Below are 24,316 nucleotides of genomic sequence, written 5' to 3'. Positions count from 1 at the left end.
TTAAGGCGCTTATCTAATTCACCTATTATTATCCTGGACACAACCAGGCACATCTCATACGGCATACTCCTACACCCAGAGATCCCTTATTGCATACGGGATGCTACTTTTTTATTTTAAATTACAACTCATTGACTTACGCCACTTGCTATTGCAGCTTGGGCTACAGCAGCTGGAACTCGTTCTCGCAAACGAGGGTCTATAGGCTTTGGAAGAATATAGTTAGGACCAAACTCCCAATACGCAACACCTGGGTAATTATCCTTCACTACCTGGGGAACTGGCTCATGCACTAATTGGCGGATTGATTCAACTGCCGCAATTTGCATGGATTGATTAATACATGTAGCCCGTACATCCAATGCACCACGAAAAATATACGGAAAACATAATACATTATTTACCTGATTAGGATAGTCGCTACGTCCAGTAGCTATAACGATATCATCCCGTACTTGATGAGCTATTTCGGGTCTGATTTCAGGATCTGGGTTTGATAATGCAAAAATAATGGGTCTAGGTGCCATTCGTTTTAATAAATCAGCATCTAATAAATCTGGTTTCGCAACACCAATAAATACATCAGCATCAACTAATGCATCAGCTAAGGTTCTACATTCAGTAGTACGTGAAAAAGCAAATTTATAGGTATTTAAATCAGCTCGGCCTGAATGAATAACCCCTTTAGTATCCAAAAGCAACATATTTTCTTTATGGGCACCCAAGGCTACCAGTAATCGCATTGAAGCAATTCCTGCGGCACCGGCTCCTATACATACAATTCGTGCTTCAGATAATTTTTTCTGTTGTAACTCAAGGGCATTCAACAAACCTGCAGCAACTACTATAGCAGTCCCATGTTGATCATCATGAAAGACTGGGATATTTAATTGTTCAATCAAAGCCTGTTCAATTTCAAAGCACTCTGGAGCCTTAAGATCTTCTAAATTAATTCCACCAAAAGTAGGAGAAATTCGTTTTGCTGTACCAATAAAAGCTTGCGGATCGTGAGCATCAATTTCTATATCAAAGACATCAATACCAGCAAAACGCTTAAATAAAACTGCTTTTCCTTCCATAACCGGCTTACTTGCAAGCGGACCGAGATTGCCTAAACCAAGAACAGCAGTACCATTGGTCATTACTGCTACTAAATTACCTTTATTAGTGTAACGATAAGCATTTTCAGGATTTTCTGCTATCGCAATTACAGGAGCTGCGACACCTGGCGTATAGGCCAGGGATAAATCACTCTGAGAGTCTGTTGGTTTAGTCACATGAACACCAAGTTTCCCAGGAGTAGGAAATTCGTGATAATCCAATGCACATTGTTTCAAAACGTCGTTATCCAAAGTACTTACTCTCTTAATAAAATAAATTTTTAAGTAAGATCCGGAATCTTACAACCATTATCAATTCATCGCTCATTCCAAGCTCTCAGACACAAACATCTGAGCATACACTCCTAACGCTAAGAGAAATAACTGAGAAACAATAAGGATTTAACATGAATTGAACTATCAAGACTGAACAACCAACAAGAATTTACATCGTAGGCAGCAATCTGTCAATAAGTCACACTTCGAGTGAAGTATAAACAAATAAGGCGCAAAATAACGCCTTATTTTTTTTCTTCTTTATTAGATGTAGCACGCTGGCTATAGCGATCACGGAACTTCTGAACACGTCCTCCAGTATCTACTAATTTTTGCTTACCCGTATAAAAAGGGTGGCAATTTGAACATACTTCAATGTTCAAGTCCTTACCTAATGTTGATCGAGTTTCAAATTCCTCACCACAACTACAGGTTACTTTGACTTTTTTATATTCAGGATGAATTGATGCCTTCATAATACTACTCTCTATAGTTATGAGTATCGCCACCTGAACCACAGCCAGGCACCATACTCGACGCAAATGACGCAAAACAATAGCAGAAAATCTTCTTTAAAGCAATTTTTATGACAATGCTCCTCATCCTCAATAAAAGTTATAATCCTGTATCTTCAGCATAAAACGTACGATATTTAACTCATTATTTATAATAATGACCTACAATTCTTAGATAACCTAATTAAATGAAAGGAGCTTAAAATGAAAAAAATGGAACTTTATAAACTTGATACTCCAAATGATCTTGATATTAAAGATAGGCGCAAAATCGCAGAAACAATTAATCCACTTGTTGCGGATACTTTTGCTTTATTTGTTAAAACAAAAAATTTTCATTGGCACATGACTGGACCACATTATCGCGATTATCATCTTTTGCTCGACGAACAAAGTGAGCAAATTTTTTTAATGATCGATGTTTTAGCAGAGCGAGTCCGAAAATTAGGAGAAAAAACAATCCAATCTATTGGACAGATCAAAGAGCTACAGACGATTAAGGATACTCATGAAACATTGTCCGCTGAGGAAATGCTTCATCAGCTCCTCAAAGATAATAAAGATTTTTTAAAAAACATGAGAAAAGCTCATGAAACATGCAGTAAAAAAAATGATGTTGCTACAACGAGTATTTTAGAAGTATATATTGACGAAACAGAACGAAGAGTTTGGTTTTTATTTGAAACACTACAAAATAAATGAGGTAAAACAGCAGAAGCTGTTCTATAGCTTTGGTTCACAGTGCATGCAAGGTAAGTTCGATATAAAAAATCACTTTATTTTTTATGTCGAACTCACGTTAAATAGTTAAATCTCGTTTAATTCCAATGCAACCCAAACAGGTGCATGATCAGAAGGTCTTTCTGCTTTTCGTGGTGTTTTGTCAATCACTGATTGTTTGCATAAATGATTAAGTTCTTTACTCAATAAAATATGATCAATACGCAAACCACGATTACGTCTAAAAGCGGCAGCACGATAATCCCACCAACTAAACGATTGCTCTTCCTGAATAAAATTTCTAAAACTGTCATGAAATCCAAGTTGTAACAGTTGAGCAAAAGCTTTTCGCTCAGCAGGACTTACCAATACAGAACCTTCCCATTCAATAGGATCATGAACATCTTGATCTTCGGGAGCAATATTAAAATCTCCAACTACAGCGATTTTAGAATAAATTTTTATTTGCTGTTGAATAAAATCAGTAACTTTTTGTAACCAATTCAATTTATATTGATATTTATCTGAAGTAAGTTCAGAACCATTGGGAACATATAAATTAATCAATCGAATTCCTGCAACAGTCACTATTAAAATCCGTCGTTGAGGATCATCTAAATCCGGAACATCAGTGAGAATATCCGAAAAAGGATATCGACTAATTATAGCAACACCATTGTATGTTTTTTGTCCAGAAAATACCACATAGTAGCCTTTTTCTTCAAACGCAGCCTTAGGAAAATTCTCATCAAGTAGTTTTGTTTCCTGTATCGCAAGAATATCCATATGAGAAGAATCCAGCCAAGATAATACTTGATCTAACCTAATTTTGAGCGAATTAACATTCCAACTTGCCAATTTAAGCACACCAATCTCCTTTATATTCTATTAATAAAGGAGCATGATCTGATAAGCGTACCTCACGAAAAATACGGCTATTCACCACATCCTCAATAAATCTCGGAGTCACTACTTGATAATCGATTCTCCATCCTACATTTTTTTCCCAAGCCCGTCCTCTAAAAGACCACCAAGTATATTGTTCTTCTTCTTGGTTATGAACTCGAAATGCATCAACAAAACCCATAGCTCCAAATAACTCATCCATCCAAGCACGTTCTTCTGGCAGAAAACCAGAGTTCTTTTGATTGCCTCTCCAGTTTTTTAAATCAACTTTTTTATGAGCGATATTATAATCTCCACATAAAATTAATTCGCGTCCTTCATTTTTTAATTGCTTTAAATGCTTAGCAAATTGGTCTAGAAATTGATACTTCACTCCTTGACGCAGATCACCGCTAGTACCCGATGGTAAGTAAAGCGAAACAATACTGAATTTCGGATAATCAAATTGAATATATCGCCCCTCATTGTCGCAATAATCAAATCCTATTCCTTTAATAACACGAATAGGTTTTTGACGTGCATAAATCGCTACGCCACTATATCCTTTCTTTTGCGCTGAATAGTATTCACAATAATAATCACGGGGATAATATAGTTCTTCTGGGATTAATTGCTCCGGTTGTACTTTAGTTTCTTGGATACAAACAAAGTCTGCATCTTGTGCTACAAGCCATTCATAAAAACCATTACGTGCTGCTGCGCGTATACCATTGGCATTAAAACTGATAACTTTCATTTCTATTCACTCAATTTTAGGGCAGTTCTCGCTAAACGCTCCCCTAAATGCTTTGCTAAATTAATTTCATCTTGACTTAGAGGACGGTCATTTGCTACACCAGAAACATGGGTCACACCATACGGAGTACCCCCACTCATTGTATCATTTAATGAGGGCTCAGAATAAGGTATCCCTAGTAAAATCATACCCTGATGCAATAAAGGCAACATCATACTTAATAAAGTAGATTCTTGACCTCCATGCATACTTGCCGAGGAGGAAAATACACAAGCAGGTTTCCCTACTAAATCACCTGCCAACCACAAAGAAGAGGTATTATCTAGAAAATACTTTAAAGGAGCAGCCATATTTCCAAAACGAGTTGGACTTCCCAAAGCTAATCCATGACAATAACGCAAATCTTCTAATGTAGCATAAGGTGCTCCATTATCTGGAATCGCCTTATCTACTGCTTCACACGTAGCAGAAACCGAAGGAACTGTTCTTAAGCGTGCTTCGATACCCGTAACATGCCCTACACCACGCGCGATATATTGTGCTAATTGTGCGACAGCACCACTACGCGAGTAATATAAAACCAAAATATAAGGATCAGACATCAAACTACTCCATGACTCTAGGGTCAACAGGCCCTAATAATTAAAACAATACTTTAGTTGCTCTTCCAATTTCATTTCAATAAATTTAATGCGTTGATACAAAGATCCTCCTTTCTCAGGTTTTAGTGCTTTTAAATCGGCAACAACATCATCAGATGATTCATAATAATTCTTAACCGACATATTCGTGATGATTTTACTTACTGCACTAACATGATGTCTATTCCAATGCCCTGAAATAATAAGCCCAATAGAGGAACCCAATAAGAAATTCTCTTTGGTGTAATCCATGAGTAACGCTTTGATTCTTCGTATGTTCGAATTTCCTTCATTTTTCCCCCAGAGCTTAGAGTAAGAGTCTGGAAAAACCAAAGTTGGCTTTGAACGTTTAAAAAATGAGTATGTAGTTAACTCAATGCACGAAAAAGAAGAATACGATTCAGAGCTGATTGAAGAATCATCAGTCTCTTGCAAAAACTCAAAATCCCCACTTTTGATTGTAGCAATAGAACCCGATCCTTGTGACATTTTTTCTCCTCCGTGAAGACATATAGTTTTTATTTGACACAATTGAGTGAAAATTGCAACCTAGAATTTACAGTATCAGAATTATCAATAGATCCAAAAGAGAGTATTCCTGGATTACATCGGTGCTGCACCCCAAATATAAGGTCGATCATTAACCCCCTGGTGCTCCATTTTCGATGAGGTATTGTTGCCGCATTCATAAATGAAATTTTCATCTATTCGGGAATGGTCACTTTAACCTAAAAAAGCAGTTGACCTTGATTACGAAAGGTGACTGCTTTTTTTAGATTTAACTTAATGGTAGTGACTTCAGATGCTAGCTTCTGTTACCTATTACATTTTAAAGAATATAACGAGCCAAATCCTCATCAGCTACAAGCTGTCCGAGATTTTTATCTACATACGCCTTATCAATATAAACGGATTCCCCTGCTTTATCCGTAGCTTCAAACGAAACTACTTCCAACAGTCGTTCCATAACAGTATAGAGTCTGCGTGCACCAATATTTTCTGTACGCTCATTTACTTGCCATGCTACTTCGGCAATGCGTCTGATACCAGATTCATCAAACGTTAATGTTAAACCTTCAGTAGCCATCAAAGCACTGTATTGCAACGTTAACGATGCTGTAGGCTCTGTAAGAATACGTACAAAATCCTCAACAGAAAGAGCGGATAACTCAACACGGATGGGTAAACGACCCTGCAATTCAGCAATCAGATCAGATGGCTTAGCTACATGGAACGCTCCAGATGCGATGAATAAGATATGATCAGAACGAATCATTCCATATTTAGTTGTAACTGTAGTTCCTTCAACCAAGGGTAATAAATCCCTTTGCACGCCTTCACGAGAAACATCGCCCCCGCTCCCACTTTCAGCGCGCCTGGCTACTTTATCTAATTCATCAATAAAAACAATACCATTTTGTTCGACATTTTCTATAGCACGAGTCTTAATATCATCTTCATTAATCAGTTTAGCAGCTTCTTCTTCACGTAAAATTTGCATTGCCTTAGCAATAGTCATTTTACGTGTTTTTGTTCGATGGCTGCCCACTTGTTGGAACATCGATTGTAATTGGCTCGTCATCTCTTCCATACCAGGAGGAGCCATAATTTCAATTCCTATTGGAGTTGCTGAAACTTCAATTTCAATTTCATTGTCATTCAGTGTCCCTTCACGTAATTGCTTACGAAATACTTGCCTTGCCGTGCTGTCCTTTTCTACAGGAGTTAAACTGCCTCGAGCAGGGGGCAGTAATACGTCAAGAATCCGTTCCTCAGCAGCGTCTTCAGCTAAATGTTCGACTTTTTTCATAGCAAATTCACGTTCTTGCTTCACTGCAATATCTGCTAAATCGCGCAAAATAGAATCAACATCACGCCCAACATAACCTACCTCAGTAAATTTGGTCGCCTCAACCTTAATAAAGGGAGCCCGAGCTAATTTCGCTAAACGACGAGCAATCTCTGTTTTTCCTACCCCCGTTGGTCCAATCATAAGGATATTTTTAGGCATGATTTCATTACGTAAAGCGGGATCTTGAATTTTCATCCGACGCCAACGATTACGTAAAGCAATAGCCACAGCTCTTTTCGCATTATCTTGGCCAATAATATATTTATCTAATTCTTGGACAATCTCTCGCGGAGTCATTACTTCTCGGATCTCTCGAGGAGTTGCCACCATACTGTTATTTGTTGCCATTATTTAATTCTTCTATAGTTAAATGGTTATTGGTATAAATACAAATATCGCCTGCGATCATTAACGCCTTACGCACTATTTCTAGAGCGGATAAATCTGTATTTTCCATCAATGCTCGTGCAGCAGCTTGTGCAAAAGGGCCTCCTGAGCCAATAGCAATCAAACTATTTTCAGGCTCTATTACATCACCATTACCTGTAATAATTAAGGAGGACTTGACATCTGCTACAGCAAGAACAGCTTCCAGTCGGCGTAACATTCTATCCATTCGCCAGTCTTTAGCAAGCTCCACCGCAGCACGCACTAAATGGCCCTGGTGCATCTCCAGCTTGCTTTCAAAACGTTCAAAAAGAGTAAACGCATCTGCAGTTCCTCCCGCAAAACCAGCAATAACCTGGTCTTTATAGAGGCGTCGCACCTTACGAGCATTTCCCTTCATCACCGTATTACCCAAAGTCACCTGACCATCACCTCCAATAACTACCTGATTACCACGTCGTACGGAAAGTATGGTTGTTCCATGAAATTGTTCCAAAATTAAACCCTCAAATCAAACCAGAATATCCAACATGGGGATGATTGATAAAAAAACAAGAGTAACGCTTAAAATTAATCAATTTTATTGGAAAGAATAGGGTTTGTTTACAATTCGCTAACTTGAGTCAACATTTATCTCAATAACTCAAAAAACTGAATTTTTAATCGAATTTACTCAGGCACCTGCTGATACCAAAGAAAAGACTGATCAACAAGAACTAGGAACAGTAAAAGGGATAAAAATCAATTTAAAAAAGATATTCCATGAGATAAATGTTCCAATCCAAGATATTCGGCAATGCTTTGTCCTACATCTGCAAATGTATCTCGACGACCTATAAATTTACTTTTAAGACATGGGCCATATACAAGTACGGGAATATGTTCACGCGTATGATCAGAACCAGGAAATGTAGGATCACAACCATGATCAGCTGCAATAACAACAAGATCATCAGGTTGTAATAAAGCATCGAGTTCTGGAAGGCGAGCATCAAACTCTTCGAGCGCATGAGCATAGCCAATTACATCACGTCGGTGGCCGTATGAAGAATCGAAATCTACAAAATTTGTAAAAATCAAACTACCCTTAGGGGCTGTCCTCATTGCCAACAAAGTTGCATCAAATAAGGCCATATTTCCATCAGCTTTGATGGTTTGAGTAATACCCTGGTGCGCGTAAATATCGGCAATTTTTCCAATACTAATCACTTCTCGACCGGCGTCTTTCAAGTAATCAAGTAGTGTTTTTGCCGGTGGTAAAGTTGCGTAATCTTTACGATTTGCTGTTCGTTTGAATGCTCCTAAATGACCAATAAATGGACGAGCAATGACTCGACCTATCTGATATTCATCTACTAAATCTCGAGCGATTTCACAAATATCATACAAACGCTGCAAACCAAAGCTTTCTTCATGGGCAGCAATTTGAAACACACTATCAGCAGAGGTGTAGACAATGGGTTTTCCAGTACGTATGTGTTCTTCGCCTAATTCATCAAGAATTGTAGTACCAGATGCATGCTTCTCACCAAGTACACCCGGCAACTTGGCACGCTCGATAAAAGAATCAATTAATTTTTTTGGAAAACAAAAAGGTTGATCAGGAAAGTAACCCCATTCAAAAGTCACTGGAACCCCTGCTAACTCCCAATGCCCGCTGGGAGTATCCTTACCTAAACTTTGCTCTACTGCATAGCCATAATAACCAATAGGCTCAGCAAAAGAAGACAACTCAACAAAACGCAATCCAGAACTTGCTAAAGCCGCATGATAAAGTCCCAACTTCGCCAAATTGGGTAATGTGAGTGCTCCTTGACGCAGCCCTTCTCTATCCCCATCACCACGTCCACACGTTTCATGGATATGAACAAATGTATTAGCGCCTGTATCACCATAACGAGATGCATCAAGGCTGGCACCTATACCAAAAGAATCCATAAGTAATATGCACACTCTCCCTGTCATCTTAATCCTCGAGTTGTTGGCAACGTGTTTCTTTTAAACCCAAAAGCATTAGAAAAGCAATGAATAATCCTAAAGGTAAAATAATTGCTGCATATTGATATGCACTCAAAGAATAAACTGGAGTCCCATTTATTATTTGCATACCACTATGATTGGTTAATAAATAACTGAATAAATTTTGATAAATAATATAACCGCCTTGAGTCAATATGGAAATAACACTTACTGCTGTTGCAGTCATTGCCGGTGAACTGCTTTCAGCGACTAAGGCATAACTGATTACTTGAGCTGAAGTAAAAAAACCAAGCAGGAAAAATAAAAAAGCCATCATGCTATAAGAAACAGGAAGATAAAGTACTGCAAGTAAAGTCAGAAGTGAGGTAATAACACCTACCTTCATAGGGATAATTCGTAAACCAATCCTATCAGAAATCCATCCCACAAGCGGAGAACCAATAATTGCTCCCAAAAACAACATACCATTTACCATAGAAGCTTGAGCGGAACTAATACCCAATCGTTGTTCTAAATATAAAGTTCCCATCATTGCACCAAAAACAGCAATAGCCATATTCATGAGACTGGCATAGAATGCAGCCCGCAAATACTGTGAGTTAAGATATGCCTTCTTAGCTGCAGACATAACATTAATTGGTTCAACAGGTTGCTTTAATGCAACTTGAGGTCTCTCTTTTATCCAAAAAAACATCACAATGAGCATTGTAAACCCAAGTATTCCAACATCTTGTACTGCTTGGCGCCATCCAACTAAAAGAACCAACTTAGTTAAAGGGTATTGTGCCAACATGCCCCCAGCCATTGCCATCGTCACTATAGCTCCGGTTACTAAAGCCATACGTCTTGGAGGAAACCAATGCGAAGCTAAACGAACAGGACCTAAAAAACAGAATGCACTTCCTATGCCTGTAATAAAACGGCAAAATAAAGCTGTATAAAAAGAATGGGAATAGGCGAGAAGAAAGGTACTTGCTACACACAAAAACATCGCTATTAATAAAGTATTTTTAATCGAAAATCGATCAAGAACCATTCCAGCAATAAAAAGAAACAATACATTAGAAAGGTAATAGACACTTGATAACCAAGCCATTTTATCTGCTTGAATACGATAATCTTGCATGATATTTGCGGCGATGGATGCAAACATATTTCCTTGAATAAATTCATAGAAAAAGAATAAAGTTGCAGCAAAACACACCATCCAGGGTAATAAGGATGATTTAACCTTATCATATTCTTGAAACTCATCCACTATGTGCATCTTGACTCCTCAGCTTTAACGTTTGCAATAGGTTTCTCGGGTTATTAATACAGCAACTAAAGCTGCAACAGTTGTTATTGGAAATATCCACATAGCAAATTGAAAATCTGCAATCGTATACGTTGTGACTGCTTCACCTGCATGATGTGCAATTAACCAACCAAATAATACTTGTCCTACACCGCCGCCGCCCATAATAATAACAGAAGCGACCCCTGTAGCTGCCCCCGTGTTTTCAATAGAATTGCTTTCAGCTACTAAAGGATAAGTAATTACTTGTGTACTTGTAAAAAGACCTAAAGCAAAAAAGAGAATACTTAGAGTAAATTGCGATAAAGTTATATCTAGAAATAAAGGAACTAATGTAATAAGTGTCGCTATTGAGCCAATAATCATTAGAGGTTTACGACGTCCCTGAGAATCAGACAACCATCCTGCTAATGGACAACCAATGACGCTCCCCATAAAAATAAGGCTCACCACATTACTGGCAGCCATTTCAGATAAATGATGCACTACTTGTAAGTAGCTAGCGCCCCATAAGGCACATAAAACCATAATGGGCAAATTAAGAAAAGAAGTATAAAAACCTGCCAACCAATTTTGTGGATTAGATAATGCCTTGAAAAATCCAGACATCACTTGTCTTTGTTTGAGATAATCCCCTGTCGGTGCGTTTTTAGGCTTGTCATTGACAATCCAATAAATCCAAAGTAATAGCACAGCACCAACGGCGCCATCAATTAATAAGGCATTACGCCACCCAAATAATTCATAAAGATAGGCAAAAGGAGTATGGGCCATCATACCCCCTACAAAAGCCATAGTAACCAAAGAACCAATTACAAGTGCTTGCCTTCTCGGCGGAAACCAATGCGATACCAAAACAACGCAGGATAAAAAACAAAATGCGTTACCTATCCCCGAAAGAAAATGACAAAATGAAGCTAAAATAAATGAATCAGTTAAAGCAAAACCAACCGTGCCTAGAATGCAAACAAACATAGCGCTGAGGATAACTATACGTGTCGAAAAACGATCTAAAATAATTCCTGCCGGAAGAAGAAATAAGATATCTGCCCACAAATAAGCACTGGACATCCAACTTAATTGAGTTGCATCAATATGAAAATCATCACGTAAAGGCTGATTAATGACATCGAAAATATTTAGCTGAAAAAATTCATAAAAGAAAAACAATCCAGCTGAAAGACACACAACCCAAGCCATTAAGTCACCACGAGGGACAAAAGCTCTCGAATCCACTGCAACAGATTGCGACACAGTTACTCCTTATGGCCTAAAAATTGCGCCAGAGTATATCAAAACTCTAAATGAATTGGTATCTTTATTGAACAAGTTCTCTTTGTAAAAAAGAACTCCTTAATATAAAAACGAAACTCATTTGCTTGTCTCTAGCTAAATTTTATGCATTCATGCATAAATTACTTACTGTAGTTGGAATACGCATCAATAAAAATGGTTTATCACCTGCGTAAACACGTTGAATAAGTTCCATTTTATTCAATAAATTTGGTGACACATCTTTAGTATCAGAGGGATTAATAGCCAAATAATCTACACGATGATTGGTCAGCAAATGGCAAAGCTCTTTTTCACTAAAAGCAAATTTTACTTTTCCTCGCGCATAAAATTGCGCTGAAAATTCTGTTTTATAATCCCAGTAAATCAGATAATCCCCCGTAGCTGGATGTTGTTTTAACCATGCAGCAACTACAGGTTTTTGTGTTTTTGACACTGCTTCAGGTACTGCATTAAAAGCAAGCGTCACTACTAGAAAAATCACTCCTACAATTAAGGATAGTCCTAAAACTAAGTTTTTCGCTTCAATCATTACACCTACCCGATCCCAATATTCAACAAAAAATAATGAGAAAGCAGGCAAGCTGCAAAAAACATAGGTATAAATAATATTGCTGGAAAATGTAAAAAAGAACAGGGGAACCACAGCACAAAGAAAAAAATAACTTAACCATCCGTCATTATCTTGAAACACTTTACGAACGTTATGCCTACATTTGATAAACCAAGCAAGTCCAAGAAGACACCAGGGAAAAATTCCAGATGCAGCATAAATCCAAATCATCCCCCAATATTCTTTGTGAGCATATCCATATTTATCACCCATCCATCCAGGCTTTAAAAATCGATTAAAGTTTTCACCAATAATAAAATAATTTAAAAACCCAGGAGTTCGTAGTTCAGCCCAAATATACCAAGGAATTGCTATGGTAAACATGATTAAAATACCTTTTATCCAAGGCAATCTTTCCCATAAATTACGCCATTGATTCCGTATCAATACCCAAAAAAATAAAGGCATACCAGGTATGACAACAGCAACTGGCCCCTTGGCTAATAAACCTAATCCTAACGCAACAAAAAAAACATAAGACCATAGCCTATTCCTATCTACCAAGGCATGCCAAAATGCAACAATAACTAAAGTCACACAAAAAACTAATGCCGGATCAGTCATCACTGTGCCAGCATCAAGAAAAAAATATAAAGTCCCTGCTAAAACCAAAGTGGTGATCATAGCAATCAAAGAACCACTATGCTTTTTGGCTAAGCTCCAAACAAGCCATAAAACCATTATTGATAAAAGCAATCCAGGAAGACGAGCGGTGAATTCATTAATGCCAAAAAGTTTCATTGAGAAAGCAGATAGCCAAGTCGACAACGGGGGTTTAGCCCAAAAAGGAACCCCATAATCATGCTGTGGCGTTACCCAATTACCAGTTTCCAACATCTTTCGAGCAATCTCAGCATAACGTGCCTCGGAAACATCATTAAGTGGAATAAAGCACATGGAAACAATTCGGCACACAAGGAGAAAGAATAATGCAAACACAGCATTATTAAGGAATAGTTGTTGTGACTGTTTCTCGTTTTTGATGTCCAATACAAAACCTCATTAAAAACGCTCCCACTCCTACAAGAAAGCCGTGAGCGTGTGGCACACAACATGACGTGGGTTTAATGCCCACACAGCGTCATAAACCTAGAAAAAGCGGTTGGTCCTACTGTGTGAGCTAAAAAGTACTGAACCAGCTGATTTTTTTTGTTCACAGTAGTGGTGATTAATGCTTTCAAAAAAATTCAGCACCTTTAACTCGCTCGCTATCGACCCAACTGCTTTTTCTAGGATAAAAATAATAAAAATAGGGAAATATTACCCATTATTTTAAATTTTTCCATGCTTTTTTTCAAAAAAAAGCAGTGCTGAACGCAAATCAACATGAATAACATAATGAATTTTATTAAGTTTTTAAAAATACTAAAATTGTATAATGAAAATACATGACGTGAAGATTACTTTAGTTTACACTGAGGCCTTGTAAGGAGAACTTACATAATCTTTTTGGACAACTGGAGACTAAACATGACGTTTGAGTTAAAGGAATTAAGTACATTAAAAAAAGAGTTTAATGATGCGGTCGATGTATTATTAAAACGCGATAAAAAAGGAAAAATTGAAGACCTTGCTAATCCAAGAAAGTACGAACTTCAATACCTCTCTTCGATACTGAATAGATTAGAAGAGCAAGTAACTGAAAAAACAATGAAACCCCAAATTGCAGCAATCACTTTTTATGGTGCAATGCAAACCGTCATGAGGGACATTGAAAATAAGCGTGGGATGTTCGATTCTTCTGGCCTACTTAGTGACAGTTTGGCAAATATAATAGGAATCAATGCTGAAATCTCTGCAGAAAATAAACCAGATCTCTATCAAACCGCTAAGTTTTATACCGCTATCAATGAGTTTTTAAAACAAATTTTCGTTAACAATGATTCACGTAAAGGATTTAAAAAAGACCATATCCTTCGTGCAATTCCCACCAATCACTTAAATGAACTCGTTGAAACTAGTTATCTATTATCAAAAACTGCTGAAAAAGCAATTGTTGATTCCTTGGTTGCTAATGGACAAACTACCGTAGTTTTGGAAAAACCAACTGCTGATGTAGAAGAAAAACAAGACATTCCCGTTGTTGTTGAAGGAAAAAAAAATATATGGGTAGGCGAATACGTTGCTAATAAAAAAGTCTCTTCTCCTCTATCAGCTACAGGACGTTTTGGAACATGGGACGAGCTAAATCTTGCGCTTGCTGATTTGATCAAAGATGAGCTTGCAGATAAGAATGTTTCAAAAATTAACAAGCTAGGTTTGCACCGCGCGGCCCAACTTCATTTTTTGAATACCATAAAAGGAGCCGTCCAAGCTACCGAAATTAGTGAATCAGAAAAAATTGCTGTCCTTGCTGGAGCAATGCACCTTGTACGTAAACAAATTGATGATGAATACGCTTCCGCAGTATTAACAAGCACTGAAAATTCTGTTATTCATAAAGGATTGAATAAAATTCTGGGTAAAAAGGGCGACGTAGCTTCGCAAGATATCGAAGCATTAATTTTTTCAACAACTCAATTCATGCGCTTTCTTACCGTAGAGCCCAAAGCCAATGACAAAAAAGCAATACGAGCCAAGCACTTTTTTTCAGAAATCGCTGGCTTTGATTTAAAAAATATTTTTAATCTGTGCATTGACATGATTCATGACTGTCGTAATGATGCATTACATCATGTTGTTGAAGAGTTTAAAAAAGAAGGCAAAACTCCAGAGAAAGCGCCTAAAAGTTATATCGCTTCTGCGCTAAGCAAACTCTCCTTCTTAACAAGTAAGAAAGAAGAGTCCAGTGAAGAAGAGGATGATGAACTGGAACACAAAAGTACGGATGCATTAACCCATTAATTTTTAAACTTCAAGTAGGGTCTGTTGACAGACCCTATAAGCCTAGCTGCTGTATTCTTATAATTATAAACAATGTCACTTCGTATAAGCCATTTCGATTAATTTTTGCTACAATGCTATTTTCTCTAATCTATTTGTAGTTTGTACTAATGAAAATTACATTAATTATTAAAAAGTTATTACTCATCATCATTTTTTTAGTTACCATGCCAAGCATAAGTATCGCCTTAGAAGAAAATCACGATCACTTAAACAAGGATAATAACGTTAACAAATTGCAGGATAGCCGTGTAAATGAAAAAAAAGAGGAGTCTGACAAACCACACTCTGCCCCTAAAAAACTGTTATCTATTACTATAGATGATTTACCTTTTGTTGGTGAATATAGAAATTTTCATTTAAATATGATGATCGAGACAATGACCAAGGAGCAAGTTCCTGCCACAGGATTTATCATTGCCAGTGAAGTACGTAAAAACAATTGGGACATATTGCGCAAATTTCGTGATGCAGGTTTCGGATTGGGTAACCATACTCTCAGTCACGCTAATTTGAATAAAATGGATGCCGAAGAATACATCTATGAAATTCAAAAAGCAGATAAAATTTTATTACCTGTTTTAACTGAACCCAAATATTTTCGTTATCCTTATTTAGCGATGAGCTCTGGGCGAAAAAAGGAAGACATACTCTGTTATCTTGCACAAAAAAATTATCATGTTGCACCTATTACCATTGACTCCAAAGATTTTGTCTTTAATCAGCGTTTATTATCAGTCCCTGAGATAAACAGACGAGCGTACCTTGATGAATTAAAGCCCTTTTATCTTGATTTTATTTGGCAACAAACACTTCGAGCTGAAGAACATAATCAATTTCATCACAACAATGATCAAGCACAAATTCTACTGATCCATGCTAACTTACTCAATGCCTATGTTTTGCCTGATATTATTCATTTGTATCAACAAAAGGGTTATGCGTTTGTCAGCTTAGAAAATGCTTTAAAAACCTTTAAATCTCCGATTCAATGTGCTAAACCACAGATGCTTGCTCGAAACAAAGCAAAACATCAACAACAAATATCCGACAATAAAGATATCGAAACATTTATAGAGTGGGATTAAGTGGTGTTTTACATGTAACCTCTTAATAAGCCTGGATAAAAGCGCAGAACATAGAAAAATGCAGATTGCCTAGACTTATAGAGAAATTGCGTTTACATACGATAAGTAAGTAAGAGTATTGCATTAACTCTTTCCCCCATATTACACTTTTTAGTTCATAATTTTAAAAAATGGATTTAGTTCAAAACAGGGATAGGACTTTGAAGTTCATAACAAACAAGTTAGCATTCACGTTAGTGGAGCTCTTAATTACGATATTAGTACTCAGTATTATACTCGTTTTGTCAATTCCAGCATTGAGTACTCTGCTGATGAATAATCGTTTAGTTGCTAGAACTGATATGTTTGTAAATGCACTTAATTACGCACGCAACACTGCCTTAGGTGAATCAATAAATGTCGTTGTATGTCCATTTGGCATAGCTCAATCGACCACATGTGGTGGAAATTGGAGCAACGGGTGGATTGTTATCACTCAACCTTCTGTAGGTGCAAGCACATTGCTGCAAAGCCAACAACTTCTACCGTCAGACCCTGTGCTTTCAAGTAATGTAGTAAGCATAGTTTTTGATCGTCATGGACTAACAACAACACCTGGTAATTTCAAGTTTTGCGACAGTAGAGGAGGGACATTTGCACGCTCTGTAGAAGTATTAGCAACGGGTTTTGTACAATCAAGCGTTACACCGGGTCAAGCAGTTTGGGATAACAGCGCACTTACATGTCCTTAAAGGAGAATATACATGAATCATGTAAGTTATTTGAGCATACAACAAAAAGGATTTTCCTTAATTGAAGGCCTTGTTGCTTTTATGATTTTAGCTGTTGGTATGTTGGGGATAGCAAGTATGCTTATTCTATCGAGTAAAGCCAATAATTCAAGCTATGCGAAACAACAAGCAGTGCAAAGTGTTTATAATATATTCGATAAAATACGTGCCAATTATCAAGCAGCAATTAATGGAAACTATAATATCTCTAATATCAATAGTATGGGGGCCCCTATCCTACCCCCACAACCTGGAACGATGTGTAATCAATCACCATGCTCAAACACTCAGTTAGCTGCATATGATACCTGGTATTGGCTAACTTACGATGTTAGCAAGTTACCTAATGGTAGCGGCTCGATTACTTCAACTCCAGGAGCATCAGGCAATACTATTATTACAGTAACCGTCCAATGGGACGATAGTTTGGCAAAAAACCTAGTCGGAACAAGTAACACCCAAGCATCCACTAATCCCAACTATGTTCAACTAAGTATCCAAAGTCAATTATGAGAAATTATCCAAAACATCCACGTGGTTTTTCTTTAATTGAATTAATGATTGCTACTATTATTGGGCTTTTACTCAGTTATGCAGTCATTGAAATTTATGTGACCCAAGCACAAGTTTATAAAACGACTAACTCACAAAACCTCATTCAGAATACCGAAAATGCCATTGCCAATTTACTAACTCCCATTGTTCGATCTGCTGGATTTTTAGGATGTGGCTCTATAAGTAGCTCAATATCCAATTTAAATGGAGGTGGATCAAATCCTATTGGCTCACTCAATACCAATCCAACCTTAGTCATGGGATACAATACTCAAAGCTCCCCCATTACAATTACGCAGAGTAATCCTGCTAATAGTACCAATGCCGCCGATTGGCTACCTTCTCTCGATCCTACATTAGTCGGAACTGTTGAAAACAGTAGTGATGTACTAGTCGTTCTAGGTGCAGTGCCGGGTAGCTTTCCTGCATCAGTAACTGTTATAGATTCAGGCAGTAATTCTTTTACGGTTCAAAACACGGGTGGGGTTAACCTTGTAGCTGGACAATTTGCAGCTGTATCTGACTGCGCTACATCTTCGGTCTTTCTAATTACTGGAGCAACTGGAACCAGCATATCACATTCAGGAGGAACAGGGGTGTATGCCAATGGGACTTCCACTTTTCTTGTGAGCTACCAGGCAGGGGCTCAATTCATACCGCTACAGCAAACTGCTTTTTTTGTAGGACAGGGCCAAGGTGGACAAAGTGCATTGATGCGAGGAATTTTAACCAATACAGGTTGGACAATTCAACCCCTTGTTCCCGGGGTTTCAGTAATGAAAGTAGAATACGGAATTGGCAGTAATGGTTCCATATCTCAATATGTTACTGCTAACGCAGTAACAAACTGGGCTCAAGTTTATGCTGTTCGTCTAGGATTTTTAATTGAGGGGCAAATCGCTTCGGGTACTTTGAATACTACTCAATACACGGTATTAGGTACTACAGTAAATGTCCCCAACGATAATCGACTTCGTCATGTTTATGAAATCAATATTGCTTTGAGGAATGCCATCTCATGACCCCTACTCCTTCATCAAAATTCTTAGAATGGATAACGATAAAGTTAGCGTTAACGGAGAAAAAAAAGCAAAAAGGTTATATTCTCCTTTTGACTATGATTCTACTCATTATTATTACCATTTTAGCGCTTGCAAATGTGTCACTAAATACGACACAAATTCGAATTGCGGCGAATACAACCGATACAGAAATCAGCTTAGAACAAGCAGAAGGCGCCTTAAATGAAGCAATCAATAAACTAATAAATGGAACTTATACTGCAACAAATTTTCTACAAAACAATAATGGATTATATACATTGAATGTCAATTATCCTCCATTATGGAGCACAATCAACTGGTCCAATCCTGCTGCAGTAATTAATAGTTTTCAAGGGTATTCTAATACTCAGGCAAGTTACATTATTGAGAAACTACCTTCAGTGAGTATTCCTGGACAAAATATGAATAAAGTAACAAATATTTATCGAATCACTGCGCGTTCATTAGGTCCCAATGTGAATACAGCAATCATGTTGCAAAATACAATACGAATACAGCAATAGATAACTGCAATAAGGATGCACCAATGAAGCAACCTCGAAGAAAAGGTTTTACCTTAATTGATTTAATGATAGCTTTATTAGTTATGGCAATACTGGTTACGATTGCCTACCCGTCCTATGTGAATTTTTTGCTAAAATCGCGACGATCTGACGCTTTGGCAACACTTGCACGCGATCAAATCTTACTCGAACGCTGCTATGCCCAAAATTTTTCTTACAACACATGCGCCTCCTTACCCACATTTCCACAAATATCGGCGCAAGGATTTTACAGCATCACCTTAACTAATTTGGGTGCGACAACATATACGCTAACTGCAACGCCACGAGGAAGTCAGACTAAAGATACTACTTGTGCGAGTATGACGGTTGATCAAACCAATGTAAAAACCGCAGTAGATTCCTCAGGAACTGTTCAAACAATTTGTTGGAATCCATCATAAAAACGGTAACAACGTGTCTTCAATGATACAAAGACACGTTGAAATTTAAAGAATAATGGTATTACATAAACCCATTAGCATCGATTACCGCTCATTTCAGGGACTGTGCTTTCTTTATTCGTTTCACCACTCATGTCGGAGACGTTGGGTTTTTCATTCTTTTTCACTACTGTCTTGGGTACAGTAACAAAAAATCCTCTTTTAAACCCCGCGAAAGTGACTTCATCATCTTTTTCTTTCTTTCTCATCGGTGGTGTTTCTAAAAGAGTAACACTCTTCAGTACTACACTTTTTTCTTGCTCTTTAACTACTTTTTTTGTCGAACTTGAAACATCAAGTGTATTCGCTTCATGATATGCTTTGACGAAACTCTCATGCTCTTCAGATGAAATCAGAGCGTGCTTCTCTAATATGCTTAAAATATCCTCTAATTTAAGTTCATCAATGGTTTTCTCAAATTGCGCATGATAATGATTATCATCCATACTAAAAGTATCTTGATGATACAAATAATGATCTAAATCATCACGATGTACAAAACGATAAACACCCAGTTCATTTTTTCGCATATCAAACATATCATTGATTCTCGCACTCATACAATCCATCTGAGAAAACAATAAAACCATAAGCAAACTAAATTCATCACGTATTGGAGGAAGAGGTGGAAGCTTGGATTTAGGATAAACAGTGAGGGTATTATCATACAAACTCAGATTAACATTTTTACATAAATGGGTGAACGCCTTAGGCATAAAAAGCTCCTAACTATTATAAAACACAACTTGATTAAAGTTTGAGCCCAAAGTGTAATATAGAAACATTAAGGTTTTATTAAGAAATGAACAATATGAACAATATGGAATATCAACGCACTCTAGGCAGTGGGAGACAAAATAGGATGTAGGTAAATCAAGTATTGGATCAAAGAAACACTAAAAGGCTAACTTTAATTGCTCCCAGTACCGGTTATAAAGCATCAGTGTATCCTCTCCAACATCTCGCTGGAATTGACCTTTTTTCATGATTTCTTCTGAGGGATAAAGCATGGGATTATCTTTAATCGATAAAGGCAATAAAGCACGACCTTTTGCATTAGTAATGGCATGCCCTTCCTTTAATGCTATTTGTGCGCTTGCTTCAGCTTTAAGCATAAAATTAATAAATTGCAGTGCTTCTTTGAGATGTGGGGGATTTTTAGGGATTGCGAGACAATCTACCCAAATCACAAAACCATCTGCAGGGTAAACAAACTCAATAGCCTTATTTTCAGCCTTGGCTTTAAATGCGTCACCATTCCATGCGGATCCAACGAGCGCATCCTCATCAATAATAATTGCCTGAATACTGTCACTTGCAAATAATTTAATATTAGGTACAAGTTGCAATAAATGTTCATAAGCTTTTTTAATATGCTCTGGATTATTATCATTTGGATCAAATCCCAAACTCATCAAGGCAATCGCAAATACTTCACGCGAATCATCTAAGAGCATCAGTTGATTACGCCATTTTTTATCCCACAACTCATTCCAAATTTTTGGTGGTTGACGTATAGCATTACTGTTAAAAAAAATACCCGTAGCACCCCATATAATAGGCACACTATAATGATTATCCCGATCATAATCATTATTAACAAAACGTTTATCCACGTTATGAAGATTTGGAAGTTGTTGATGATCGAGCGGCTCTAGCATACCCTGCCTTTTCATCCGTTCCACAAAATAAGCAGAGGGAAGAATAACATCATAAATTGTTTGTTGACTTGCCTTTAACTTAGCGTACATCGTTTCATTACTGTCATAGGTTGAAAAATTAACCTTGACTCCAGATTCTTGTTCAAATTGTTGAATTAAACTTTTAGGAATTTCACCACCCCAAACATAAACATTAACAACTGGACTGGAAAAAATCTTTGACGTAAAAAAGAAGAGCAATAAAAATAAGCGATAATTCATACCAGTTTTCCTGATAATCGATGCGAAATAATGACTAAAATCATGGATAGAATAAAGATGATCGAACACAAAGCATTCAACTCTGGGGTAACTCCAGTACGTACTAATGAATAAATGGTTAAAGGCAAAATAGAAAAATCAGGGCCTGCCACAAAATAACTGATGATGACATCATCAAATGATAAAGTAAAACTTAAAAGAAAAACACTTAAAACAGCAGGCCAGAGTAAAGGAAGCAAGATTTTAGTAAGTGCAACATAACGGCTAGCACCCAAATCTAATGCACCAAAATAAATATTAGGATTTAACGTATTGATCCGAGCATTAAGGGTTAATATCACAAACGGGATTGAAAACGTAACATGAGCGATTAATAAACTTAAAAAGCCAATAGGAATCTTAGTAAGATTAAAGAAAATTAATAAGGCAACACCCAGAACTAAATCAGGGATAATAATAAGTAACAGTAATAAAGTATGTAAAATTTGACGACGTTTTGAACGAAATAAAAATAAATGAATGGATGCCAGCAAACCCATGGTGGTTGCGATTAATGCCGAGCTCAAACCAAGCAAGACGGAATTAAAAAAAGCAGACCATAAACCTCGATCACGAAAAAGTTCATAATACCATCTTAAGGAAAAACCATGCCATTGCAGTGAAAACTTAGCATCATTAATGGAATATAATACCAATATTACAATTGGACTATAAAGTGAACCATAGACAAAAAAAAGAAAAAGGCGTTGCATGAATATTTTCATCGAATAACCTCATTTTTCTGGCGTCGGAAAAAAAACAGCAACAACAACAGTAAAAATGTAAGTAGTACACTAGTGGCCGAGCCTTGAGGCCAATTGCTTAAAACAAGAAACTCATTTTGAATTAAGTTACCTAATAAAATAGATCGAGCTCCTCCCAACACATTTGGAATATAAAACAGAGTCATTGCAGGTAATAGAACTAATAAGCACCCTGCTAAAATCCCCGGTGCCGTATTGGGCAAAAATACTCGCGTAAAAATAAACCACTTATTTGCCCCCAGATCTCGAGCTGCCTCAAATAATCTGAAATCAAATCGTTCCATGTTAGTAAAAATAGGAAGCACCATAAAAGGAAACAGATTGTAGACCAAACCAATAATTACCGCAAAATTCGTATACAATAAGGATAAAGGTTCATGAATTATATGTAATTTCAATAAGATTGCATTTAAAACACCTTTATATTTAAGGATAGCGATTAATGAATAAGTTCTTATCAAAGAGCTGGTCCAAAAAGGGATAAAAATCAACAATAACAAAATCGATTGGCGTTTTGATTTAATCATTAAATAACTAAAAGGATAAGCAATGAGCAGGCATAATAAGGTAGCAATACAGGCAATCAACAATGAACGAAAAAAAATTTTTGCAAAAATCGAAGTAAATAAATCTGCATAATTTTCAAATGTTAAAGGAAAAGCAACAAGATGAAGGCTGTCTTTAGAGAGAACACTTGAAACAACCATCATCAGAAGAGGAATAACACCAAAAAGAATCAACCAAAAATACAGTATGTTAAGAGCAATAGATCTAGTCTTCATAAGGCAATAAAACCTCCCAACCCGATAACCATTGCACCCAAACATGTTCATTGAGTGTGTACTCTAATTTATCATCATCTTCATCAAAAAACTCTGAAGCATGAATCATTTTTCCCGATGGGAGTATAACCTTCAAATCTACGGTTGAACCTTTATAAATAATATCGGCGATACGCCCCGGTAACATACTCTCGGTCTTGTCCACTTCAGATAAACTCCAAACACGAATATCTTCGGGGCGTACAATTAAATGAATTCGATCACCAATCTCATAATTCCCACTGTTTTTACAAAGCAAAGGTATACCTTCGACAAAAGTAATAAGATTCGCATCTTCTCGTGAATGAACCTGAACATCGAATATGTTAGCTTCACCAATAAATTTGGCTACATAGAGATTCGCGGGCGTTTCATAAACACATTTAGGGGTTCCTATTTGTTCCATGTGACCATGATTAAAGACAACAATCCGATCCGACATAGACAAAGCTTCTTCTTGATCATGAGTAACAAAAATAAATGTCATATTCAACGTTTTCTGTAACTGCTTTAATTCAGATTGCATGGCTTTTCTAAGTCGATAATCAAGAGAACTTAATGGTTCATCTAATAACAACACTTGCGGTCTATTAATAATCGCTCGTGCAATAGCAACACGTTGCTGCTGCCCACCACTAAGTTGCTTGATATTACGTTCTGAAAAATCCTGAAGTTGGACTAACCTTAAAGCATCAAAAACTCGTGCTTCAATTTCTGGATTGGGAACTTTCTTGCATCGCAAAGCAAAAGCCACATTTTCATATACAGATAAATGCGGGAAAAGTGCATAACTTTGAAAAACGGTATGTACATCACGTTTTTGCGGAGGCAAACGATTAACACATTGGCCATTAATATAAATTTCCCCTTGAGTGGGACTTTCAAAGCCAGAAATAAGACGTAGTAGCGTAGTTTTTCCACAACCAGAAGGACCAAGTAACGTCAAAAATTCTCCGTGATTAACACTTAAAGAAATATCATTCAAAATTGAAGTGTTGCCATAGGATTTATAAACATGCCTGATTTCAATAAGGGGTGTTGTCATGTGCTGTGATTAAATACAAAAAAACGCTAATTATCACTGCTGACTCCTCTGTTGTCTAGTAAAC

25 protein-coding genes are annotated in these 24,316 nt (G+C 37.0%); 8 read left to right on the top strand and 17 right to left on the bottom strand.

Annotated features, from left to right (window positions below; genetic code table 11):
- Positions 1-128: 128 nt before the first annotated feature.
- Both Lgra_RS11235 and rpmE read right to left on the bottom strand, forming a co-directional pair.
- Entirely contained in the window at positions 129-1,352 is a 1,224-nt protein-coding gene (locus tag Lgra_RS11235; RefSeq protein WP_058499369.1) for a malic enzyme-like NAD(P)-binding protein, read from the bottom strand.
- Positions 1,353-1,621: 269 nt separating this feature from the next.
- On the bottom strand, positions 1,622-1,852 hold the full coding sequence (gene rpmE / locus Lgra_RS11230) for a 50S ribosomal protein L31 (RefSeq protein WP_058499368.1): 231 nt from the start codon (positions 1,850-1,852) through the stop codon (positions 1,622-1,624).
- 243 nt (positions 1,853-2,095) lie between these two features.
- Here rpmE and Lgra_RS11225 point away from each other — a divergent pair, with 243 nt between their 5' ends.
- Positions 2,096-2,593, top strand: coding sequence for a Dps family protein (locus Lgra_RS11225; protein ID WP_058499367.1), 498 nt, complete (start codon positions 2,096-2,098; stop codon positions 2,591-2,593).
- A 105-nt stretch (positions 2,594-2,698) separates the two neighbouring features.
- Here the strand turns inward: Lgra_RS11225 and xth are convergent, their stop codons facing one another.
- From xth to Lgra_RS11175, 10 genes are all read right to left on the bottom strand, one after another.
- Positions 2,699-3,478, bottom strand: coding sequence for an exodeoxyribonuclease III (xth, locus tag Lgra_RS11220; RefSeq protein ID WP_058499366.1), 780 nt, complete (start codon positions 3,476-3,478; stop codon positions 2,699-2,701).
- Complete coding sequence (locus Lgra_RS11215; protein ID WP_058499365.1) at positions 3,471-4,253, bottom strand: exodeoxyribonuclease III; 783 nt, start codon at positions 4,251-4,253, stop codon at positions 3,471-3,473. The genes xth and Lgra_RS11215 overlap by 8 nt, the downstream gene beginning before the upstream one ends.
- A 2-nt stretch (positions 4,254-4,255) precedes the next feature.
- Positions 4,256-4,855, bottom strand: a complete 600-nt coding sequence (wrbA, locus tag Lgra_RS11210) for an NAD(P)H:quinone oxidoreductase (RefSeq protein ID WP_058499364.1) — start codon at positions 4,853-4,855, stop codon at positions 4,256-4,258.
- 33 nt (positions 4,856-4,888) lie between these two features.
- Positions 4,889-5,383, bottom strand: coding sequence for a DUF5617 domain-containing protein (locus Lgra_RS11205; RefSeq protein ID WP_058499363.1), 495 nt, complete (start codon positions 5,381-5,383; stop codon positions 4,889-4,891).
- Positions 5,384-5,723: 340 nt separating this feature from the next.
- Positions 5,724-7,094, bottom strand: a complete 1,371-nt coding sequence (hslU, locus tag Lgra_RS11200; protein WP_172468399.1) for an ATP-dependent protease ATPase subunit HslU — start codon at positions 7,092-7,094, stop codon at positions 5,724-5,726.
- Positions 7,081-7,629: an ATP-dependent protease subunit HslV gene (gene hslV / locus Lgra_RS11195; protein WP_058499362.1), complete on the bottom strand. Its 549-nt coding sequence runs from the start codon at positions 7,627-7,629 to the stop codon at positions 7,081-7,083. The genes hslU and hslV overlap by 14 nt, the downstream gene beginning before the upstream one ends.
- A 245-nt stretch (positions 7,630-7,874) precedes the next feature.
- Positions 7,875-9,098, bottom strand: a complete 1,224-nt coding sequence (locus tag Lgra_RS11190) for a phosphopentomutase (protein WP_058499361.1) — start codon at positions 9,096-9,098, stop codon at positions 7,875-7,877.
- 1 nt (position 9,099) lies between these two features.
- Positions 9,100-10,380, bottom strand: coding sequence for an MFS transporter (locus tag Lgra_RS11185; protein WP_058499360.1), 1,281 nt, complete (start codon positions 10,378-10,380; stop codon positions 9,100-9,102).
- Positions 10,381-10,395: 15 nt separating this feature from the next.
- The gene (locus Lgra_RS11180; protein WP_058499359.1) at positions 10,396-11,664 is read right to left on the bottom strand and encodes an MFS transporter; all 1,269 of its coding nucleotides are present in this window, start codon (positions 11,662-11,664) and stop codon (positions 10,396-10,398) included.
- Positions 11,665-11,806: 142 nt separating this feature from the next.
- Entirely contained in the window at positions 11,807-13,306 is a 1,500-nt protein-coding gene (locus tag Lgra_RS11175) for an ArnT family glycosyltransferase (RefSeq protein ID WP_058499358.1), read from the bottom strand.
- A 480-nt stretch (positions 13,307-13,786) separates the two neighbouring features.
- Between Lgra_RS11175 and Lgra_RS11170 the strand changes: the two genes are divergently transcribed.
- The 7 genes from Lgra_RS11170 to Lgra_RS11140 all read left to right on the top strand — a co-directional run bounded on the left by Lgra_RS11170 (position 13,787) and on the right by Lgra_RS11140 (position 19,622).
- Positions 13,787-15,160 (top strand): hypothetical protein, encoded by a 1,374-nt coding sequence (locus tag Lgra_RS11170; RefSeq protein WP_058499357.1) that lies wholly within the window; start codon positions 13,787-13,789, stop codon positions 15,158-15,160.
- Between the two features lie 149 nt (positions 15,161-15,309).
- Positions 15,310-16,287: a polysaccharide deacetylase family protein gene (locus Lgra_RS11165; protein WP_058499356.1), complete on the top strand. Its 978-nt coding sequence runs from the start codon at positions 15,310-15,312 to the stop codon at positions 16,285-16,287.
- Between the two features lie 200 nt (positions 16,288-16,487).
- Positions 16,488-17,018 (top strand): GspH/FimT family pseudopilin, encoded by a 531-nt coding sequence (locus tag Lgra_RS11160; RefSeq protein WP_058499355.1) that lies wholly within the window; start codon positions 16,488-16,490, stop codon positions 17,016-17,018.
- Positions 17,019-17,030: 12 nt separating this feature from the next.
- Positions 17,031-17,570, top strand: coding sequence for a type IV pilus modification protein PilV (gene pilV / locus Lgra_RS11155; protein WP_058499354.1), 540 nt, complete (start codon positions 17,031-17,033; stop codon positions 17,568-17,570).
- Positions 17,567-18,634: a PilW family protein gene (locus tag Lgra_RS11150; protein WP_058499353.1), complete on the top strand. Its 1,068-nt coding sequence runs from the start codon at positions 17,567-17,569 to the stop codon at positions 18,632-18,634. Before pilV ends, Lgra_RS11150 begins: the two co-directional genes overlap by 4 nt.
- Positions 18,635-18,729: 95 nt before the next feature.
- Complete coding sequence (locus Lgra_RS11145; protein WP_420795205.1) at positions 18,730-19,179, top strand: pilus assembly PilX family protein; 450 nt, start codon at positions 18,730-18,732, stop codon at positions 19,177-19,179.
- A 23-nt stretch (positions 19,180-19,202) separates the two neighbouring features.
- The gene (locus Lgra_RS11140) at positions 19,203-19,622 is read left to right on the top strand and encodes a type IV pilin protein (protein WP_058499352.1); all 420 of its coding nucleotides are present in this window, start codon (positions 19,203-19,205) and stop codon (positions 19,620-19,622) included.
- 74 nt (positions 19,623-19,696) lie between these two features.
- On the opposite strand, the gene Lgra_RS11135 is transcribed toward Lgra_RS11140, so the two are convergent.
- From Lgra_RS11135 to potA, 5 genes are all read right to left on the bottom strand, one after another.
- Entirely contained in the window at positions 19,697-20,377 is a 681-nt protein-coding gene (locus Lgra_RS11135; RefSeq protein ID WP_238584428.1) for a hypothetical protein, read from the bottom strand.
- 180 nt (positions 20,378-20,557) lie between these two features.
- On the bottom strand, positions 20,558-21,583 hold the full coding sequence (locus tag Lgra_RS11130) for an ABC transporter substrate-binding protein (RefSeq protein WP_058499351.1): 1,026 nt from the start codon (positions 21,581-21,583) through the stop codon (positions 20,558-20,560).
- Positions 21,580-22,347, bottom strand: a complete 768-nt coding sequence (locus tag Lgra_RS11125; RefSeq protein ID WP_058499350.1) for an ABC transporter permease subunit — start codon at positions 22,345-22,347, stop codon at positions 21,580-21,582. Before Lgra_RS11125 ends, Lgra_RS11130 begins: the two co-directional genes overlap by 4 nt.
- Positions 22,344-23,168, bottom strand: coding sequence for an ABC transporter permease (locus tag Lgra_RS11120; RefSeq protein ID WP_058499349.1), 825 nt, complete (start codon positions 23,166-23,168; stop codon positions 22,344-22,346). Before Lgra_RS11120 ends, Lgra_RS11125 begins: the two co-directional genes overlap by 4 nt.
- Entirely contained in the window at positions 23,158-24,252 is a 1,095-nt protein-coding gene (potA, locus tag Lgra_RS11115) for a spermidine/putrescine ABC transporter ATP-binding protein PotA (protein ID WP_058499348.1), read from the bottom strand. The genes Lgra_RS11120 and potA overlap by 11 nt, the downstream gene beginning before the upstream one ends.
- Between the last annotated feature and the right edge of the window lie 64 nt (positions 24,253-24,316).

The organism is Legionella gratiana (assembly GCF_001467695.1).
GTDB classification, from domain to species: Bacteria; Pseudomonadota; Gammaproteobacteria; order Legionellales; family Legionellaceae; genus Legionella; species Legionella gratiana.
Note: the sequence above shows the minus strand (reverse complement) of the source record. Positions and strands in the feature narration are given on the sequence as shown.

Excerpts from the sequence above, each read along its gene's own strand:
- rpmE (WP_058499368.1), bottom strand. The coding sequence starts at position 1,852 with ATGAAGGCATCAATTCATCCTGAATATAAAAAAGTCAAAGTAACCTGT.
- Lgra_RS11225 (WP_058499367.1), top strand. The coding sequence starts at position 2,096 with ATGAAAAAAATGGAACTTTATAAACTTGATACTCCAAATGATCTTGAT.
- Lgra_RS11215 (WP_058499365.1), bottom strand. The coding sequence starts at position 4,253 with ATGAAAGTTATCAGTTTTAATGCCAATGGTATACGCGCAGCAGCACGT.
- wrbA (WP_058499364.1), bottom strand. The coding sequence starts at position 4,855 with ATGTCTGATCCTTATATTTTGGTTTTATATTACTCGCGTAGTGGTGCT.
- Lgra_RS11205 (WP_058499363.1), bottom strand. The coding sequence starts at position 5,383 with ATGTCACAAGGATCGGGTTCTATTGCTACAATCAAAAGTGGGGATTTT.
- hslU (WP_172468399.1), bottom strand. The coding sequence starts at position 7,094 with ATGGCAACAAATAACAGTATGGTGGCAACTCCTCGAGAGATCCGAGAA.
- Lgra_RS11190 (WP_058499361.1), bottom strand. The coding sequence starts at position 9,098 with ATGACAGGGAGAGTGTGCATATTACTTATGGATTCTTTTGGTATAGGT.
- Lgra_RS11185 (WP_058499360.1), bottom strand. The coding sequence starts at position 10,380 with ATGCACATAGTGGATGAGTTTCAAGAATATGATAAGGTTAAATCATCC.
- Lgra_RS11170 (WP_058499357.1), top strand. The coding sequence starts at position 13,787 with ATGACGTTTGAGTTAAAGGAATTAAGTACATTAAAAAAAGAGTTTAAT.
- Lgra_RS11165 (WP_058499356.1), top strand. The coding sequence starts at position 15,310 with ATGAAAATTACATTAATTATTAAAAAGTTATTACTCATCATCATTTTT.
- pilV (WP_058499354.1), top strand. The coding sequence starts at position 17,031 with ATGAATCATGTAAGTTATTTGAGCATACAACAAAAAGGATTTTCCTTA.
- Lgra_RS11150 (WP_058499353.1), top strand. The coding sequence starts at position 17,567 with ATGAGAAATTATCCAAAACATCCACGTGGTTTTTCTTTAATTGAATTA.
- Lgra_RS11145 (WP_420795205.1), top strand. The coding sequence starts at position 18,730 with ATGATTCTACTCATTATTATTACCATTTTAGCGCTTGCAAATGTGTCA.
- Lgra_RS11140 (WP_058499352.1), top strand. The coding sequence starts at position 19,203 with ATGAAGCAACCTCGAAGAAAAGGTTTTACCTTAATTGATTTAATGATA.
- Lgra_RS11135 (WP_238584428.1), bottom strand. The coding sequence starts at position 20,377 with ATGCCTAAGGCGTTCACCCATTTATGTAAAAATGTTAATCTGAGTTTG.
- Lgra_RS11130 (WP_058499351.1), bottom strand. The coding sequence starts at position 21,583 with ATGAATTATCGCTTATTTTTATTGCTCTTCTTTTTTACGTCAAAGATT.
- Lgra_RS11125 (WP_058499350.1), bottom strand. The coding sequence starts at position 22,347 with ATGAAAATATTCATGCAACGCCTTTTTCTTTTTTTTGTCTATGGTTCA.
- Lgra_RS11120 (WP_058499349.1), bottom strand. The coding sequence starts at position 23,168 with ATGAAGACTAGATCTATTGCTCTTAACATACTGTATTTTTGGTTGATT.
- potA (WP_058499348.1), bottom strand. The coding sequence starts at position 24,252 with ATGACAACACCCCTTATTGAAATCAGGCATGTTTATAAATCCTATGGC.